We start from the raw sequence: 17,460 nt of genomic DNA, 5'->3' as shown, positions 1-17,460 counted from the left end.
TTTTTAATAAATGGCACCGATTTGTGGTAACGTTGGGAATTTCTTGAGGTAGTATTCACGCGCTGTCAATAGTGGTGAAATTTCTGATTCAGCGGAGCCTTGATGGAAATAGCAAACCCGCTTATCTGCATGATTCTTGACGTCAAGATAGAAGGAGATCGATGAAGTGAAGATCAGATCATAGTCAGCAAAGTCAGTGGCATCATAAGGTTCAATATCGATGTAGTTAAAACCACTATAAAGATCTAGGTAACGCCGATAAAGCATGCTATCTCCTGGTACCATTAAGCCAACCCGGATATGATATTCTTCTTTGTATTCAGCATAGACCGGTAATAACAGATGATATAAGGATTGTACCATCTGTTCACGATCACCATGGAAGTCAGCGTATTTTTCAGGTAAGTTGTCGATATAAGTACCGATTTCATGATAGAGATCAGCATAATCGTAGCCGCCAGTTAAAATATTACGTTCAGAATTGGCGATGATCGATAAAGTTGGCATAACCCCGTCAAATACGTACCCTGTTAAGGCAACATTGATCACGTTACCTACCAGAACTTTATCGAGTACTAAACGGTTAGGCATCCTAAAGCTTTTTTCCTGCATGTAATTAAGAAATTCAGTAGCAAATTGCCAAACAATATTATTCCGACTGTAGCAATAATCTAATGTGGTCTGTAAATAACGATCTACTTTCCGGAAAACAGGCAAGATGTTCAATAATTGGTAGCCAAAGTGCAACATTGCCTGTTTTCGATCATTGGTCAGGTCGGGATAATGACGCTGGGAAATCAATTCAGAATCCAATAAACGTGGATCGTAATTTTCATTGTTGTCTATCAAGATCTTATAGCGTTCGTCGTCTTCTACATAATTACCCTGACGCATCCGTAAGCTGGCAATTGCTAAAATTAATGGGAAAACATCAGAATTTTCCCACTCACTGGGAACTTGTATCCGGGTCATAAATTGATCCCGAACTTTAAGTGCAATCGTTTGGAGATGTTCGCCAAATGGCCAGATCACGCCTTCAGTGGCTAAACGGAAAATACAGAACAAGAAGAGAATTGTCTTACGTTCGTCACCAACAATATTCATATGACTAAAGGTAAAATGTAAGCCAAAGTTGTGTAATTGGTCATTTAAAGGCTTGATTTTACGAAAAACAGTTGCCCGACTTGTTTCATAGCGTTTACAGAAATCATCGATCGATGGTTCGTCTTCGGTGATCAAGTAATAGATGGCTTGGTAAGGTAGCTGATTAGAGATTAGATGATAACGTAAGGTGTTAAGGTCAACCGTTAAATTAGTTGTATCTAAGCTACCATTGTCAGCAATCAATGAATCTGCTTTAGGATCGATCAGGGCTAATTCATCAACCAAACCTTGAGTTAATTTGTAAGCCTTAGGGTAAGGTAGGTCGACACGTTGAGCAATGTCATTAATCGAATAAACCCTCGCACGCATTGAAATCAGCGTACTATAAATCCGAAAATATTGATAAGCCCGATCGTTTAGCATCATTTGTTCAAAGTCCATAGTTATCATTTCCTCCAATAATAAATAAACTTGAGCGCGACTGGATATATTAAATCAATTAAATTGATTAAGTAACTTTTTCTTTTACAAAACATGTTTTAATAATCTTCTAAAATAATTGTAAACCACATACAAAATAATAACACTTTATTGAGAGAAAATTCCAGTCAAAACTAAATAAAATTAATAATAATTTTTTGCATTTATTTAATTAAATCGGGAAATTAATTGCTGTTTGGTCTAATAGAGTCAAAAAAGTTGATCATATTTGACCGATTAGATTGGAGGCCATTTAATTAATATCGACTTAAAAAGCGCATAGAAAATAAGTTTAATTTAGTATTATTAATGATGAACTTTAATTGCTACAAAGGATAATAATTTATTTATTTTGAAAAATCTAATGAAAAATACGAATTTAATTACTGGCTGATTAATTAATATTCGGGAAAATAAAAAGACGCTATTCATAAAAGTATGAACAGCGTCAAAAATGTGTATTTAAGTTTTAATCGCGATCATTGTTGCCGAAAAGAATGATTAGGCGCAATAATTGTAGGAAGGTGGATAAAGCTGCTGCAACGTAAGTTAAGGCGGCAGCAGTTAATACACGGCGAACCATTGGGACTTCGTCTGCGGCGAGAATACCGCCGGAAGCAAGAATCCGAATCGCACGACGTGAAGCGTTGAATTCAACTGGCAAGGTGACTACTTGGAACAATAACGCTAAGGAGAACGCGGCGATACCAATATTGATCAACGTATGGTTCATCCCTAGAATTACACCTAGCAAAATTAAGGGAAACGATAGCGTAGAGCCAATATTAGCTGCAGGTACGATTGCAGTACGAATCCGCATAGGAATATAGTTGCGCTGATCTTGAACTGCGTGGCCACATTCGTGAGCCGCCACACCAATCGCGGCTACGGACGTAGACTGTGCGGTTGAGTTGGATAAACTAAGGATCTTCGTCTGACCGTTGTAATTATCGGTTAGATCACCGGAAATTTCTTGGACAGCGACGTCGTTGATCCCTGATTGCTGCAGAATGTAGCGAGCCGCGTCGGTTCCAGTCACACCACTACGACTGCGGACGGTATCATATCGGCGGAACGTACGGTTAACATAGGCAGAAGCGGCCATTGAAATCAACAGGCCAATGATAACTAAAATATAGGTGGGGTCCCAAAAAAACATACCCAGTCACGACCTTTCAGAGTGATAGTGAGACTATTATGTCAAAATCGAAGTGAAAAGTACTCAGTCTCAAGGCGGATTAAACTGGTTCTGCAGCTAAACGCGCTTCGTGATTAGCAATGATCTGTTTAACTAATGCCTGCGCAACATTAACGTTTTTTAGTAACGGACCGTGAGAATAACTACCGATCGTTCCTTTATAGCGCATCCCTTCAACACCATCATCGGGATTATTACCATAACCAGTGACCATTTTTCCCAGAGGCTTTAATTTTTCCGGGTCATCAAAATAAGTGCGGCCGCTATGATTTTCAAAAGCCTTAACGGTGCCCCATTCTGTTTCAAATTCAGTATCACCGATCATTCGGGCGTCAGCTTTGAATATAGTGTGTAAGGGGAGAATGCCTAACCCTTTGATGACTGTGCCATCACTGATTTCATAGTAATCACCTAGCAGTTGGTAACCCCCACAAATTGCTAGCATTGGTTTGCTTGCTTCGATGTAGTCAGCAATTGTTTGCTTATGGCGTAACAAATCTTTAGCAACGACGGTTTGTTCGAAGTCCTGACCACCGCCGAAGAAGAGAAAATCGTAGTCTTGCGCGTTAAATTCAGGTGTATCGATACTAACATCATCAACTTGAGTGGTGAAGCCTTGCTGCTTAAGTAAGTAGCTAAGAATCTTAACGTCACCACTATCGCCATAAGTATTCATTAGATCCTCGTAAAGATAGGCGATTTTAATTGTTTTAGTCATGTTATTTAATCCTTTCTACTTCACAATTAAGGTGGGTGATTAGCAAAAAACGCTAATCATCTCTGATGTTACGGACGATGGCCATTCTTGTGGCAAAAATCGTGCCGCAAGAAACATGGCTCTACTTCACAGTTAAGGTAGCTGATTAGCAAGAAGCGCTAATCAGCTTTGATGTCACGGCGCTGTGCCATTGCTGCGAGGTGCTTATTTGCTGTCCGCAGGTCACTTAATTCAACAAAAAGCATAGCATAAGTTGCAGTGGTGAACAACGGTTTAGACCTGTTTGTCCTGCCATTTAGCCAGTTTGCGCTGCAGTAGATCGGCTAGTTCAGCGTCGGTAGTACCTAGTTTTTCCAGTAAGGCAAAAGTGACTAGTAGCACATCGACATATTCTTCTTTGGTATCGGCGACAGATAACTGTTTGTAGCCATCGCCAGAAACGCCTTCCATTGAAAGTAGGGCCTCAGCTGCTTCGCCCACTTCCTCACTTAATTTAATGGCTTGTTGCTCCAATGTTTTTGGTTCTTGTTGCGAAAGTTGCTTGATCGTTTGCCATAGATTATCCATGAATTAATGTTCCTGATCTTCGATTTGCATGCCACGATCGGCGACAACGTTGGAAAAAACAATTTGGGTAGTGGTACGGCCAAATTGTTGTAAGTGATTGATGAAATCGTCTAGTTCTTCAGTCGAACGATAGATGACTTTCATGATCATTGAATATTGGCCAGTGATGCAGTCGCATTCCAAAACGTTGGGTGTACCAGCAACAAATCGATAAAACTCAGGCTTTTCGGTTGGTGATAAGTCTAGACTAACGTAAGCTTTTATTACATATCCTAGTGCTTTGTAATCGACTTGAGCTTGATAACCGTGCAGTAGTGTTTGTTCTAAATGATTTAAACGTGTCGCAGCAGTAGGCGCTGAGATGAACGCTTGTTGAGCGAGATCTTTTAGTGAGGTACGGGCATTTTCTTGTAAAAGATTCAATATTTTCCGATCCGTTGCATCCATAGATAACCCTCCAAATTAGAACTTGATTTATGATAAAGAAAAAAACACAACACTTTAGTTATTAAAGCTAAAATACACCTAGAAAAAATAGATGAAAATAAGAACTTAGCCGCATTATACCACAAAAAAAGCTAAGTGTGATATCTTATAACATATAGAAAGTGATTGTGCAGTGCACGTTAAAGGAGTCATTTTCTTAGCTTGATAAGCATATTTTCTTAAAAAAATATAATCAAAATCAAGCTAAATTCTAATTTTAAATAGATATACTAGTTTCTGTTATTCCGGCTTAGCTCAGTTGGTAGAGCGTCTGACTGTTAATCAGAATGTCGTTGGTTCGAGTCCGACAGCCGGAGTTTTTAGATCAGTAGTGATGACTACTGGTCTTTTTTTGTTTTTCTGGGATAATAAATTAAATGAGATTTAATTCAAGGAGCGTTTGCGATGATCACATTATTCGTAGCTTTATTTTATTTGGCCTTAGTTATGGTGGTTGGGTTAGTTATTTATCGGATTTACTTGTTAGTTCGCCATGATCAAGAGCGTGGACCACTAGTCAGTCGCTATGCACTTTATTCGGCAGCAGCAGCGATGTTTTGTGCAATCGTGATCGGCGCATTATTGCGGAAATAACAAAAGCCACCGGCTGGGTGACCGGTGGCAAAAAGGAGTTGGGGTGAGATTACGTTGGGAGGGCGTAATCTCTTTTTTCATACTTTGGAGGAGAATGAAAAAGTTAGGGTTATCTGGTTGTTGGGTATAGATACGCGTTTCGCTAAAGTGAATCAAATTTGATTGGCTAAAGCGCTTCGCTTATCTACATTGACAACTATACCGAATAATTGTGAAGAAATTATGATGGTTTCGGTATATAATTTTGAAGCCTAGGTAAAGAAAATACTAAAGTAGTCGGTAATGTGTTTGGCAACGGATAATATTAGTTTTTAGCGCTAGTTTAGCTGGACCTTTCCGGCCACATGCTAGCGCATTTCGCGGTATAATTAATCTAATAGTGAGGTGTTGAAGATGACAACAATTTTAGCTTTAGTGAAGCAAAATGAAGCGTTGATGCAGTTACGGACTGCATTACCAGCTGATGTTCGCTTGTTGACCGCCGATCAAGCAACGGCTGCCGATTTGGCGCAGGTTGACATTATTTATGGTTGGAACGAAACTGGCCGCAAAGTATTAGCACTGCCGCAACAACAAGTTAAATGGATCCAAACGATTTCCGCTGGTGTCGATTCATTGCCATTGGCACAACTTAAACAGCAGCATATTCTATTGTCTAATACCAGTGGCATTCACGCTGAATCGATTGCTGAGTCGGTGATCGGTATGCTGCTGATGCATGTGCGTGGTCTGCAAGAATCGGCGGTTCAGCAAACGCAAAGTCAGTGGCACAAGCCAGAACACCATCAACTGACAACCTTGAAAGCAAAGCAGTTGTTGATTTATGGAACGGGGCATATCGGCCAACGAATCGCTGAATTAGCCAATGCGTTGGGGATGCAAGTCAGTGGCGTTAATCGTAGTGGCCATCCAGTTGACCACTTTGGTGCAACTTATTCAATGGCAACGGTCAAATCAGCCTTACGACAGGCAGATGTGATCGTTAATGTGATGCCGCTGACTGCGACGACCAAGCATTTCTTTAATGCTGACTTTTTTGCACAGCTGCAGAAGCAACCAATTTTTGTGAATGTCGGTCGTGGCCCTTCGGTGGACACTAGCGCCCTGATAACAGCGCTGCAGCAGCAAGTCGGTTTTGCGGCGTTGGACGTTTTTGAAGACGAGCCATTGCCGGCGGATCATCCTTTATGGCAACAAAAAAATGTGCTGTTGATGCCGCATATTTCCGGTATTTTTGATGGCTATATGCGTGCCGCCAATCAAATTTTCCTGAACAATTTACAATCATTTTTGACGCAGGGACAGTTGGCGCAAAATCAAGTTGAGCTTGACCGCGGTTATTAGGGATAGTATTCTGATGGAAAATCAATTAGAAAAGGTCTGATCAGAATGCAATTACGGCCGATCCAATCAACTGATGATCAGCAGATCAAAACGATCATTCAGCAGGCACTAGCCGACTACCAACTAAACTTACCCGGCACAGCTTATTTTGACCCACAGCTTGACCGTTTAGCTGAATATTATGCGCAGCTACCAAATAGTCAATACTGGGTCTTAGTTGATGCTACCGGTAAAGTGGCTGGCGGCGCTGGCGTCGGTGTGTTTAATGCAGCTAAAGGAATCGCTGAACTACAAAAGTTGTATATAGCACCTGAATTTCGTGGTCGTGGGTTGGCTCATCAGCTGATGCAGCAGACGCTTGGCTTTGCGCAACAGCACTACCAGCAGCTTTATTTGGAAACTTTTGCGGTGTTGCAGGCGGCTAATCAGCTATATCATCGTTACGATTTTCGCCAATTAACGGCGCCATTAGCGGGTAGTGAGCACAGTGCTTGCGATACTTGGTATGTGCGTGAGTTTACGGATTGACTAGTTGGCTTTGGGCGGCGCGGCAGTATTTTATTATTTAGTCTTCTATTGTGGCACCATTATCGTGGCGTTGTACGTCCGTAAATCTAGCGGTAGCGATTACATTGCCATTCTGAAAAGCAACCCTAATTTTTCAGAAAAAGTAGTCCCATTATTTTTGAATATGTGGTAGAATAAAGCAGTAAATGTACAACTTGATTAAACGTGATTTCGACGGTTATTATTTCGACTTAGTTATTTTTAGCTATATTCAGAATGAGTCATCGTTTGGGATCTGTATTGATCGTTGTAATACAATTTAGGAGGACTAATATTTATGTCATTAGTACATGGTACTGAACTGTTTGCTGCTGCTCGTAAGGGTCATTATGCTATCGGTGCATTCAACACGAACAACTTGGAATGGACTCGCGCTATCTTAGGTGCTGCTCAAGAATTAAACGTTCCTGTATTGATCCAAACTTCAATGGGCGCTGCAAAGTACATGGGTGGTTATGAACTTTGCCAACAACTTGTTGAAGCAACAATCAAGAGCATGAACATCACAGTTCCTGTTGTAATGCATTTAGACCATGGTAACTACGAAGCTGCTAAAGCTGCTATCGCTGCTGGCTACAACTCCGTTATGTTCGACGGCCATGATTTACCATTTGCTGAAAACTTGGAAAAGACTAAGGAAATCGTTGCTTTAGCACATGCTAAAGGTATCTCCGTTGAAGCCGAAGTAGGTTCAATCGGTGGTGAAGAAGACGGTATCGTTGGTGAAGGTGAATTAGCTGATGTTGAAGAAGCTAAACAATTAGCTGCAACTGGCATCGACTTCTTGGCTGCCGGCATTGGTAATATCCATGGCCAATACCCAGCTAATTGGAAAGGTCTACACTTCGACCGTTTGCAAGAATTAGCTGACGTTATCGAACAACCACTTGTATTGCATGGTGGTTCAGGTATTCCTCAAGAACAAGTTGAAAAAGCTATCTCAATGGGTGTTGCTAAATTGAACATCAACACTGAATGCCAATTAGCCTTTGCTAAAGCTACTCGTGAATACATCGAAGCTGGCAAAGACCAAGAAGGTAAAGGCTTTGATCCTCGTAAATTATTGGCACCAGGTACAAAAGCTATCGAAGATACTGTTAAAGAAATCATTGGCTGGATGGGTACAAAACCTGTTAAATTGGTTCCAGAAGAAATCTAATTTAACTTTCTGTTAATGTGAAAAGACCAACTCGGTTTAGATTGAGTTGGTCTTTTTTTGGTGCAAAAAAGGCGTTGTGACATCATTTATGTCCAACGCCTTCTTCTACATTACCAAACAAGATCGTTAAAATATGTGATAGCACATAAAAGTCGGTCACACTCGCGCTAATTTTATAGCCGTTTACGTTGCATTGCCCGATCGGCAATGATCGAAGCGACGATCGATAATGTGATCAAACCGATAATCACTACTAATGAACTAATATTGGAGATATGCAAGTTAAAGTCGAAATAGTGGGCCGCTTCGTTGAGCACCATCTTGAAGCCGATAAAGGCTAAGATCGCGGCTAAGGCATACTTGATATAGCGGAAAAGCGGTAAAATGCCGCTGACCGCAAAATACAGTGAACGCAGCCCCATGATCGCAAAAATATTTGAAGTCACAACAATGAAGCTATTTTGCGAAACCGAGAGGACTGCCGGAATTGAATCGACCGCAAAAATTAGATCAGAGGCTTCGATAAAGAGTAGCGCGATCAAAAATTGTGTGGCAAACCGTTTACCGTCAATCTTAACGAAAAACTTAGCCACGGATGCATCTTCTTTGAACGGGAAGAGCCGGCGGAGCGTTTTAATAATGAAATTATTGTTTAGGTCGCCAGATTCTTCCTTTTCGAATAGCATTTTAATACCGGTAACGACAAGGAAAAGACCGAAAACGACCATCAACCATTTAAATTTATCCAGTAGCACGACCCCGGCAAAAATGAATAGGACGCGCATGACTAAGGCGCCAAAAACGCCCCAGAACAACAGCCGGTGCTGGTACTTAGCGTCGATCTTGAAAAAGTTGAAGACTAAAATGAAGATAAAGATATTATCAATACTCAACGACTTTTCTAGTAGATAGGCGGTGACGAAATCGAGCGCGTGGTTGCCGCCAGCTAAAACCCAGATCCCACCGGCGAAAATAAAAGCCAAGCCGATCCAAAATGCACTCCATAATAGGGATGACTTGATCGTCGGTGCTTCATTGGTCCGGTGGAAAACACCTAGATCCAAGGCCAACATCACAATAATAAAAACGAAAAATCCGATCCAATAACCAATACTAACTTCCAAATAGGGTTCCTCCTTGAGATGACTATCAAATGTCTGCTGCGTTGTCTTCGATAAGATAATGGGTAGGCATAAAATAGTGGCGAGACACTATTCAGTTGCGGTTAGAGCTTGATGAATTAAATTTTTGTAGTTAGCAGGTATCAAAGAAAGCTAAAGTCTGTTTTGACACTCGCTAATTGTGTAGGCCACAATTATATTTTTGCCTGCATAATTTACCGGTAAGCTGATTATACTAGATAAAAGCAAAAACTTATACTACTTTTTTAAATTATTTTCAGAAAAGCTATTCGTTGGGAGCAACTAGTTGATTCAACGACAGTTGTTCAGTTGTCGATAGTTGGAAAAAGCCGTTTATTCTGCTATAGTTCAAAATGAAAGTTTGGCATTTATTGAGAATGGAGTGGTCAAAATGCGCCGAAATATACCCCTATTTATTGGCGGAATCGTGTTTCTGGCTTTATTTAATTTGACGATTGCCGGCGTGCTCGTCAGCTTAGTTTTTAACTTATTTTCGTTATCATTAGCGCCGGCACAGCAATTTTTAAGCGAGTTAGTGACGTTATTTTTCTGAGTACTGATCAATCGCTATTATTTAAAGGTGCGCCTGAACCGGCAATTCAAGCCGCACCAACTGCTTTATATTTTACCCGTGTTGGTGGTTTTACTGGGTGATGCGACATTAAAGCCGCGGTTCAACTTTAGCTTCACCGCAATTTTAACGGCAATTGCCCTTGGCGGTGCCGTTGGGTTTGTCGAAGAATATGTGTTCCGCGGACTAGTGGTCAACTTTTTGACTGATCATTTGCACTCCGGCGCGGGTGCGGCGGCTGCGTTGAGTGGCTCTGCCTTTGCTGTGATCCACTTAGTCAATCTGAGTGACGGTAACAGTCTGAATACACTAGCGCAAGTGCTGAGTGCGTTTGGACTTGGTTTTTTCTTCGCAGTGATCTATTTACTGACGCATAACCTCTGGCTGCCGATCATTGGCCACGCGCTGATCGATATTTTTGACCAACTGGCATTTGGCACTTTGAGCAACACCGTTGGCACTAGTCTGCTGACTAGTAGCCTCTACTTGATCTTTTTTACCGGCCTCGGCCTGTATCTATTACGAAAAAAAAGCGCCGCGACTTAACTTTGCCCACGAACGACCACAGTTTGCGCGGAAAAATATGGTGCCACGCCCCCGCATTGACTTAATCGCTACGGGATTAGCTTGCTTGATTCCGCCAGTGGAATTATGGCTCGGTTCCTTCGTCCCGCAATTGTTTGCTCACCGCCTGGGTCGGGTACTGATCACGGATGTGATTTTCTTTGCTGGTTTTTGTGGCGCAATTTGGTTGTACCGTTCAGTGCTGCGAGCGGATTGGCGAGAATTTAAAAAACATTGGTTCGTCAATTTCATCAAGGCCGTCGGTGGCGTGATCGCTTCATACGCAATTTTACTGTTGGTACGTAGTTTGTTGAAACCATGGCTGTCCAGTAGTGGTGTCCCGGATGTGTTAAGTGTACAAACGGCGACGGTGACACTGATCGCCAGCCTAACCGTTCTAATGGCGCCATTTACTGAAGAAATTATTTTCCGCCATGCGCTGTTTTATCAGTGGCGTAATCGGGGTGTGTTAACGTGGTTGATGTTTGTTTTGTCAGCAATCTTATTCGGGTTAGTCCATTGGAATAATTTTGACGGTAATATTGTGGCGATGATCCCGTATATGGCGGTTGGCGCCTGGTACGCACTGATTTATTATTGGTCGCGCAATATTTGGCAAAATATTCTAACCCATTTTCTGTTCGACTTTATCCAGTTTTTAAGTGCATTACTATTATTCATCCTGGCATTTTTTGGAATTTAAAAAAGTTACTCACAATTGTGGGTAACTTTTTATTTTTTTGGCTGCGGCACGTGTAACTGCTGAATTAGTTGTTGGTAATGTTGATAAACTTGGGGATAACCGAATTCTTGAAGGATGGTTAGGTTGGTAGCCAAGTGGCTATCTGCTTGTTGGGTCAAAATTGCGGCGGCCAGTGAGCGGTTGATTGTGGCTAATAATTGATTGTATAAGTCATTCATTTGATGCGCAAAATGTTGCGCTAAATCGCAGTAAATGACCGCCTGGTGCGGGTCATTATTTTGTAGTGCCAGTTCAGCTAAATTATTGAACAAGATCGGAATATTCTTCTCGCGGCCATAAAGCTCGTGGCTAGCGATTTTTTTACTCATTTTATTGCCCAGTGTTTTAGCTAGTGGATACTCAGCTAGAAAAATACTGTTGGTCAATAGGCGAATCTCATATTCATGCCAGTGTGCTGTGTTAAGCAGATAGGTGAAGAGCGATCGATATTTGGCATGATCGATCTGGCCGGCTTGCTGATGGAATTCTAATTCACCTAATAAGGTAAGGCGCTTGTGTTGTAGATAAAGTGAACGTTGTGCAATTTCAACAGTAAATTCAGTTTTTAAAAAATTCGCCAAGCCGATGAAATCACATTGATTGACTAGGTCATTGCTGCGGTGGGCATAGTAATCGGCTTCGTTTTCCTGTTGTAATGTTAATTCGCGTTGAAACTCATCTAGGGATAGGCCTAAACGGTTGACCAAGCGTAAAAATTTGTCATAAGTCGGATAGTAATTTTGATGTTCTAATTCAGAGAGATGGGACCGCGACATGATCCCGTGAGCTAATTGAGCTTGGGTCAAGCCTTTATCTTGGCGCAAGCTGCGTAGGACAGCACCAATTGTTTGCATTAGTTATCACCAGCTTTGTCGAAATAAGTAACATAAGTTTAGCGCAAACTGTGATTAAAGTTAAACTTTGGTTATGAAAGAGGGCGAGGTTATAATGCTTGTGTATAAAATAAATGCGACAATGACGGTTGCTGCCATCAAGACGATCTACCAGGCGACTGCTTTTGATAAAGATTTGACTACGCTGCGGCTAGCAACAATGCTGGCACAAACACCGTTGACCGTCAGCGCATGGCAGGGAAAGCAGCTGATCGGTTTTGCTCGCTATTTGACTGATTTTGAATACAGTGCTTATTTATCGGACTTAGCGGTTTTGCCTGCCTATCAGCGACAAGGTATCGGGCGCCACTTGTTAAAAATTGGTCACGACTATTTAGGGTGTCGAGTGACGATTACATTACGCGCAGCGCCCACAGCTAAAACTTATTATCCACAAGTCGGTTTCACAGCCTGTGATCATCTTTTTCGACTGCCACGGGCAATCCAATTGTCTGTGAATAAGTTGTCTAGTATTACGGTGACCGCACAGGCAAAAATTAGCGGGCAACAATTGGCGCAAGTTTTTCAAGCAGCTGGATTAAGGCGGCCTATCTATGATCTAGGTCGGCTGCAACGAATGCTGAATAACGCTACTTTTATCTATACAGCATGGCAAGGGACTGAATTAGTAGGTATTGCGCGCGGTTTTACTGATGGTGCGTACGTTGGTTATATTGCTGATTTAGCAGTGGCGAAGTCATTTCAGCGCCAGGGTATCGGTCGGCAACTGCTTGCCCAGATTCGCTGTGATCTAGGATCACAGATCAGTTTAGTATTATTGGCTGCGCCGGCGGCCATGACATATTATCCACAGCTAAGTTTTCAACAGGATGCCAACGGTTTTACACAACCGCGACAATGGTAAAAAAAACGAGTTGTCCACAGTGGATAACTCGTTTTTTTAGAAATAGAGATATTTTAAAGTTAGGAACAGCACGAGGATCACTAAGCTAGGTAGAAAGTTAGATACACGAATCTTGGTCAATTTAATAATATTTAAGCCAATGGCGACGATCAGCAAGCCGCCAATCTGACTGATACCGGCCATTAAAATCGTTAATAGTGTGTGTGGCACGTAACTGACTAACACGCTGGCTAATAGGGTGATCAAGCCTTGATAAATAAACACAGGCAAGCTGGAAAAAAGTACACCTAAACCTAGTGATGCCGTTAGCATGATTGCCATAAAACCATCCATAACGGCTTTGGTATATAAGGTTTGGTGATTGCCGGAGACCCCACTTTGGATGGCACCGATGATACCCATTGAGCCGATGACAAAAATCAAGGTACTAGTGACAAACCCTTCAGCAAAGTTGCCGTTAGTTTTGGCGAAATGCTTTTGCAAAAATAACCCAAATCGATTCATACCAGTCTCAATTTTTAGCCCTTCGCCAACCATGGCACCTAAGCAGAGACTGATAATGATCAAAGTGAAGGAATCAGTTTTGACCGCCATTTGCAATCCCAGCGCAATCACGCCGAGGCCGATACCTTTAGTGACGGTATCCTTAGTTTGTTCACTAATATTGCGCAAAATGGTGCCCAGCAAGCTACCACCGATGATTGCTAAACTATTGACCACCGAACCTAATAAAATCATATTTGCCATCCCCATTAAATGATAATTATTAAAATCGTATCATAAAATGATGAAATAACAAATAGCTTAAATGTAAATAGGCGTAACTAAGTGCTAAGTACACTTGGTTACACCTATTTTTACAATAAGGCTAATTCAGCTTGTAACTGTGGCTGGCTGGCGAGGCTGGCACGGTCCATGTCGTAGGCGATTTGGTGCTGCTCATTGAAAATGATAAAGCGTTGGGCAATGTTTTTGATCTGTGCGTAGTCATGACTGGCTAATAAAATCGTTTTACCGGCTTGTTGTAACTGGGTCAATAAATCGAGTATCTGCTGCTGTGCCGCGGGGGTCAAGCCGTTAAGTGGTTCGTCTAGGATCAAAACACTGGGATTTAAGGCTAACACACTTGCTAGAGCTACACGTTTTTTTTCACCGCCAGATAAATGGTAGGGTACACGGTCATGCAGATTGGTGCATCCAGTGAGCGCTAAGCAATCGTTGACCCGTTGTTCGATTACATCCGGTGCGAGTGGCAGTTGGCGCAGACCGAAAGCCACTTCATCAGCGACGGTCAAATTAAATAGTTGCACGTCACTATTTTGGAAGACAAAGCCGATTTGTTGATGAAAGGCTTGCCGTTGCTGGGCGTTTTTTAAATAGGCAGCGTCGATCAACGTTTGGTTGAAATAATAGTGGCCAGCGGTGGCGGTTTTTAGTCCGCTTAAAAGATTAAATAAAGTAGATTTTCCGGAACCGTTGGGACCCATGAAACAAATGAATTCACCGGCATTGATTTGCAGCTCAATATCAGTCAAACCGGTGCCGGTGGGATAAGCGTAGCTAATGTGTTGCAAGTTGAGCATCAGATCATCTTCCTCGTAAGAATAAGTAACGGTGGCCACGCCGTTTTTTAGTTGTGTGGGGCGTTGCTGGATAGTCGCCGATAAAGCCGCGCGCCTCCATTGCCGCGTAAAGTGCTAGCGCATAATCGCGGGTTTTTAAATAGAGAGTACCGAACAATAAGCCGATCATTCGATAGGGATGAGCGGTTGGGCCAACGGTACGTAAACTGACCGCTTGCAGTAGCCCAAGTAAAAACTCAGCCAGCATTTTCAAGTAGGTCAAGGTAATATCAATGACGAAAATTAAGCCATTGGGGCAGTGGAGCTGCTTGAGTGCCTGTACCACTTGGCTAAAGGTGCTGGTGGCGCGGTAATAAGTTAATGTCAATAGGATCAAGCTGGTTTTTAAACTAAATACGACGACACTGGCAGGCATTGTCAATAACAGGCTAGGTAAGATCAAAAATAACGCCACACCACTACTAATTAATGCCTGCCTTAAAATTTGCCTTAAATAAAAATTAGGTAAGAATAAAAGTAATCCAAGTTCGACTAATAAAATCAACCACAGTAGCAACGGATTTTGATTTAAGGATAAAAGTAAAACCACCCCTAAAGTTGTCAGCAACTTAATCTGTGGTGGCCAATAATGTTTCAATTGTGGTCGTGCTTGTTCAGTTGCTTGGCTGAAATGTTGCAATAACTGTTCGAGGTGGCGAATATTTTGCGCTAAAAAGTGGTGCTGCTTTTTGACGGTTGGTAGTGGCATATCGTCGGTTAGCCAAGCCGGTAATTTAGCGGTCATGTTGCACCACCCGTATTAGCAGGGTAAAAATCAATACAGCCGTTGCCGCCGATAAAATGTAGCCTAACGGTAAACTGAGGCCGTGGATCGCGTAGTCACTGAATAAAGCGTTAAAATGCACGCCGTGGGTCATACCGGTTGGCGCAGCTGCCTGTAATCGTTGACTCAACTCGCGGGTATTCCATTCGCCCCAAGCGGTGCCGGAAGCCAACAAGCCCAGTGGCGAAAGTACGATCAGCCCGAGTAATAAGCCGTAGAAAATTTTAAACGAGGTTGAGGCGCTCGGTGCTTGGTACAAGGTGCTCGGCGCAGCTTTTTTGATGAACTGATAAACAAGTACGCTAAACAAGGCTTCTACCCAGCCAGCAACTAGTAGATGTGCGGCTAACATAGCCGGAATCGTGACTTGCAAACCGTAGGGACAATAAAGTGGCGCTCCGTTAGCACTGTGAAACAGTAGAGGCTGCAATCCTAGTTCAACACCAGCCATTAATGCCGCTAAATTGATACCCATATAGGCACCGACGGCCAAACCGATTTTTTCATGGTGTAAGCGGCGGCCGATTTGGTAACAAGCATAACCAACAAACGGCATGATCACCGCCATATTGAAGGCATTGGCGCCAAAGGCTAATACGCCGCCGTCACCGAACAATAACGCTTGTAGTAATAAGGTCAGCGACAGCGCCAAACACGCCGCCCAAGGGCCCAATAAGACAGCTAGCAAGGTGCCCCCAACGGCATGCGCCGTGGTGCCGCCAGGAATTGGCAAGTTAAACATCATGATCAAAAAAGCTAACGCGGCCGCGACGCCGATCAGCGGCACCGTTTCTTTTTTCGTTTTGATCTGCGCCTTAACTTTTAGAATAGAAACCGTCCAGATCGGCGCCATTGCTGTTAGCATAACGCCACAGGTTACCGGACTTAAATAGTTATCAGGAATGTGCATGATTGGGCTCCTTTTTTCGAGATGATGTGGATCGGTTGGTGCCTGTACTCACCTAAAAGGTGTTACACCAGGTAACAAAAAAGTTTGGCACTATTACTCTGTTCAAACGAGACTAGTATAGAACCTAAACTAAGAAGTTAAATAAAGGGTTAAACCAAATTAATTATAAAGGCTAAGGCACCAGTGAACATCAAACGCAACTAATTAGCGATATGATCGATCAAATAACTAATATCGGTGATGATAAATTTACGGTCGCGGGTAGTCAGTGCTCCGTCTTGTTTTAATTCGTTCAACATTCGGTTAACACTACTACGCGAGCTGATGCCACAGAAGCCGGCAATATCGTCGTTAGTAACCGTGAAGTCAATCAAAATACCTTCGGAGATCTGCCGACCAAATAAGTCGATCAAGCTGTAAATGAACGCACAGACGGCGCCTTTTTTACCGTTCATTACCATCCGTTGTAGTCGGAAAATATTTTCCGATAATTTTTTTCGATAGTAATTTTTGATGTAATTCTGCAACTCAGGGGTCGCGTTGACGTACTTCCAGAAAGTTACGCGGTCGATCTGGTAAAAGGTTGCTTCATCTGATTCGATGCGCACGTTGAACGGTTGTGAGGTGAATTTTGACACTTCATCGCGCAACAATGAGATCACATCAGGTTTGGCGATGTAAGATAGATTAAATTCACGGCCATCTTGCAGGATGATGCTGTTCTTGATGATGCCTTGTTTCAAAATGTAAGTGTAGTGTTCAGAAAGCCCGTGATAAGTGAGATAAGTATGTCGTTTTTTGTGAATTTTCGGCACGTTATGGGCTTCTAGATAGCTGATTAAATACTCAATATCGGTCAATACCATTCGTCTTCATTCTTTCATGTAAGTTTTGGTAAATACAGATTCGCTGTGCCGCCAAAATTACAATTACTTAATGTATCATAGTCTTTTAGTAAAAATTAGCGACAGCATTTAAAGTATACATTTGTTAACCTACTTTGAAAATGCTAAACGTGGCAGACAAGCCAAAAAAAGATGCGTATAACTGGAGTGTGTTTGAAAAAGCACTCACTTATTAAGCTAGGCGTAGAAAGCTGTTTTTCCAAACATGATTGTGCTAAATCAATGTTGAAGCTGGTTTAGTATAA

20 protein-coding genes and 1 tRNA gene are annotated in these 17,460 nt (G+C 42.2%); 9 read left to right on the top strand and 12 right to left on the bottom strand.

Annotated features, from left to right (window positions below):
- Positions 1 to 3: 3 nt before the first annotated feature.
- From LC20001_RS11640 to LC20001_RS11620, 5 genes are all read right to left on the bottom strand, one after another.
- Positions 4 to 1,545, bottom strand: a complete 1,542-nt coding sequence (locus LC20001_RS11640; RefSeq protein ID WP_010012007.1) for a helix-turn-helix domain-containing protein — start codon at positions 1,543 to 1,545, stop codon at positions 4 to 6.
- A gap of 508 nt (positions 1,546 to 2,053) precedes the next feature.
- Positions 2,054 to 2,743 carry a zinc metallopeptidase gene (locus tag LC20001_RS11635; protein WP_003679645.1) on the bottom strand — a complete coding sequence of 230 codons (690 nt, stop codon included), beginning with the start codon at positions 2,741 to 2,743 and terminating at the stop codon, positions 2,054 to 2,056.
- A gap of 79 nt (positions 2,744 to 2,822) precedes the next feature.
- A complete protein-coding gene (locus LC20001_RS11630; RefSeq protein WP_003679643.1) occupies positions 2,823 to 3,500 on the bottom strand; it encodes a type 1 glutamine amidotransferase in 678 nt (225 codons plus the stop codon).
- Between the two features lie 273 nt (positions 3,501 to 3,773).
- Positions 3,774 to 4,067: a MazG-like family protein gene (locus tag LC20001_RS11625; protein ID WP_010012005.1), complete on the bottom strand. Its 294-nt coding sequence runs from the start codon at positions 4,065 to 4,067 to the stop codon at positions 3,774 to 3,776.
- Between the two features lie 3 nt (positions 4,068 to 4,070).
- Positions 4,071 to 4,514, bottom strand: a complete 444-nt coding sequence (locus tag LC20001_RS11620; RefSeq protein WP_010012004.1) for an Lrp/AsnC family transcriptional regulator — start codon at positions 4,512 to 4,514, stop codon at positions 4,071 to 4,073.
- 283 nt (positions 4,515 to 4,797) lie between these two features.
- Here LC20001_RS11620 and LC20001_RS11615 point away from each other — a divergent pair.
- The 5 genes from LC20001_RS11615 (at position 4,798) to fba (ending at position 8,217) form a co-directional block, all read left to right on the top strand.
- Positions 4,798 to 4,870: transfer RNA gene (locus LC20001_RS11615), tRNA-Asn, on the top strand.
- Positions 4,871 to 4,958: 88 nt separating this feature from the next.
- Positions 4,959 to 5,147, top strand: coding sequence for a hypothetical protein (locus tag LC20001_RS11610; RefSeq protein ID WP_010012003.1), 189 nt, complete (start codon positions 4,959 to 4,961; stop codon positions 5,145 to 5,147).
- 393 nt (positions 5,148 to 5,540) lie between these two features.
- Complete coding sequence (locus tag LC20001_RS11605) at positions 5,541 to 6,491, top strand: NAD(P)-dependent oxidoreductase (RefSeq protein WP_010012002.1); 951 nt, start codon at positions 5,541 to 5,543, stop codon at positions 6,489 to 6,491.
- Positions 6,492 to 6,536: 45 nt separating this feature from the next.
- Complete coding sequence (locus LC20001_RS11600; protein WP_010012001.1) at positions 6,537 to 7,019, top strand: GNAT family N-acetyltransferase; 483 nt, start codon at positions 6,537 to 6,539, stop codon at positions 7,017 to 7,019.
- Between the two features lie 316 nt (positions 7,020 to 7,335).
- Positions 7,336 to 8,217 carry a class II fructose-1,6-bisphosphate aldolase gene (fba, locus tag LC20001_RS11595; protein ID WP_010011999.1) on the top strand — a complete coding sequence of 294 codons (882 nt, stop codon included), beginning with the start codon at positions 7,336 to 7,338 and terminating at the stop codon, positions 8,215 to 8,217.
- Positions 8,218 to 8,390: 173 nt separating this feature from the next.
- On the opposite strand, the gene LC20001_RS11590 is transcribed toward fba, so the two are convergent.
- Positions 8,391 to 9,341 (bottom strand): TerC/Alx family metal homeostasis membrane protein, encoded by a 951-nt coding sequence (locus tag LC20001_RS11590; RefSeq protein ID WP_010011998.1) that lies wholly within the window; start codon positions 9,339 to 9,341, stop codon positions 8,391 to 8,393.
- A 409-nt stretch (positions 9,342 to 9,750) separates the two neighbouring features.
- On the opposite strand from LC20001_RS11590, the gene LC20001_RS14440 reads away from it, so the two are divergent.
- The 3 genes from LC20001_RS14440 to LC20001_RS11580 are packed head-to-tail and all read left to right on the top strand — an operon-like array spanning position 9,751 to position 11,197.
- On the top strand, positions 9,751 to 9,912 hold the full coding sequence (locus LC20001_RS14440) for a hypothetical protein (RefSeq protein ID WP_010011997.1): 162 nt from the start codon (positions 9,751 to 9,753) through the stop codon (positions 9,910 to 9,912).
- 27 nt (positions 9,913 to 9,939) lie between these two features.
- Positions 9,940 to 10,476, top strand: a complete 537-nt coding sequence (locus tag LC20001_RS11585; RefSeq protein WP_010011996.1) for a CPBP family intramembrane glutamic endopeptidase — start codon at positions 9,940 to 9,942, stop codon at positions 10,474 to 10,476.
- A 37-nt stretch (positions 10,477 to 10,513) separates the two neighbouring features.
- Positions 10,514 to 11,197 (top strand): CPBP family intramembrane glutamic endopeptidase, encoded by a 684-nt coding sequence (locus LC20001_RS11580; protein ID WP_056943266.1) that lies wholly within the window; start codon positions 10,514 to 10,516, stop codon positions 11,195 to 11,197.
- Between the two features lie 29 nt (positions 11,198 to 11,226).
- Here the strand turns inward: LC20001_RS11580 and LC20001_RS11575 are convergent, their stop codons facing one another.
- On the bottom strand, positions 11,227 to 12,090 hold the full coding sequence (locus LC20001_RS11575; protein WP_010011992.1) for a helix-turn-helix domain-containing protein: 864 nt from the start codon (positions 12,088 to 12,090) through the stop codon (positions 11,227 to 11,229).
- Between the two features lie 94 nt (positions 12,091 to 12,184).
- Here LC20001_RS11575 and LC20001_RS11570 point away from each other — a divergent pair, with 94 nt between their 5' ends.
- The gene (locus LC20001_RS11570) at positions 12,185 to 12,994 is read left to right on the top strand and encodes a GNAT family N-acetyltransferase (RefSeq protein WP_010011991.1); all 810 of its coding nucleotides are present in this window, start codon (positions 12,185 to 12,187) and stop codon (positions 12,992 to 12,994) included.
- A 36-nt stretch (positions 12,995 to 13,030) separates the two neighbouring features.
- Here the strand turns inward: LC20001_RS11570 and LC20001_RS11565 are convergent, their stop codons facing one another.
- From LC20001_RS11565 to LC20001_RS11545, 5 genes are all read right to left on the bottom strand, one after another.
- Entirely contained in the window at positions 13,031 to 13,732 is a 702-nt protein-coding gene (locus tag LC20001_RS11565; RefSeq protein ID WP_010011990.1) for a DUF554 domain-containing protein, read from the bottom strand.
- Positions 13,733 to 13,851: 119 nt separating this feature from the next.
- Complete coding sequence (locus LC20001_RS11560; RefSeq protein WP_010011989.1) at positions 13,852 to 14,577, bottom strand: energy-coupling factor ABC transporter ATP-binding protein; 726 nt, start codon at positions 14,575 to 14,577, stop codon at positions 13,852 to 13,854.
- A 4-nt stretch (positions 14,578 to 14,581) separates the two neighbouring features.
- On the bottom strand, positions 14,582 to 15,361 hold the full coding sequence (locus LC20001_RS11555; RefSeq protein ID WP_010011988.1) for an energy-coupling factor transporter transmembrane component T: 780 nt from the start codon (positions 15,359 to 15,361) through the stop codon (positions 14,582 to 14,584).
- Positions 15,351 to 16,310 (bottom strand): cobalt transporter CbiM, encoded by a 960-nt coding sequence (gene cbiM / locus LC20001_RS11550; RefSeq protein WP_003679691.1) that lies wholly within the window; start codon positions 16,308 to 16,310, stop codon positions 15,351 to 15,353. The genes LC20001_RS11555 and cbiM overlap by 11 nt, the downstream gene beginning before the upstream one ends.
- Positions 16,311 to 16,510: 200 nt before the next feature.
- Positions 16,511 to 17,176 carry a Crp/Fnr family transcriptional regulator gene (locus tag LC20001_RS11545; RefSeq protein WP_003679690.1) on the bottom strand — a complete coding sequence of 222 codons (666 nt, stop codon included), beginning with the start codon at positions 17,174 to 17,176 and terminating at the stop codon, positions 16,511 to 16,513.
- Positions 17,177 to 17,460 lie beyond the last annotated feature (284 nt).

Origin of the sequence: Loigolactobacillus coryniformis subsp. coryniformis KCTC 3167 = DSM 20001 (assembly GCF_002706425.1) — a bacterium.
Taxonomy (GTDB): Bacteria; Bacillota; Bacilli; order Lactobacillales; family Lactobacillaceae; genus Loigolactobacillus; species Loigolactobacillus coryniformis.
This window is presented reverse-complemented; position numbering and strand designations above follow the sequence as displayed.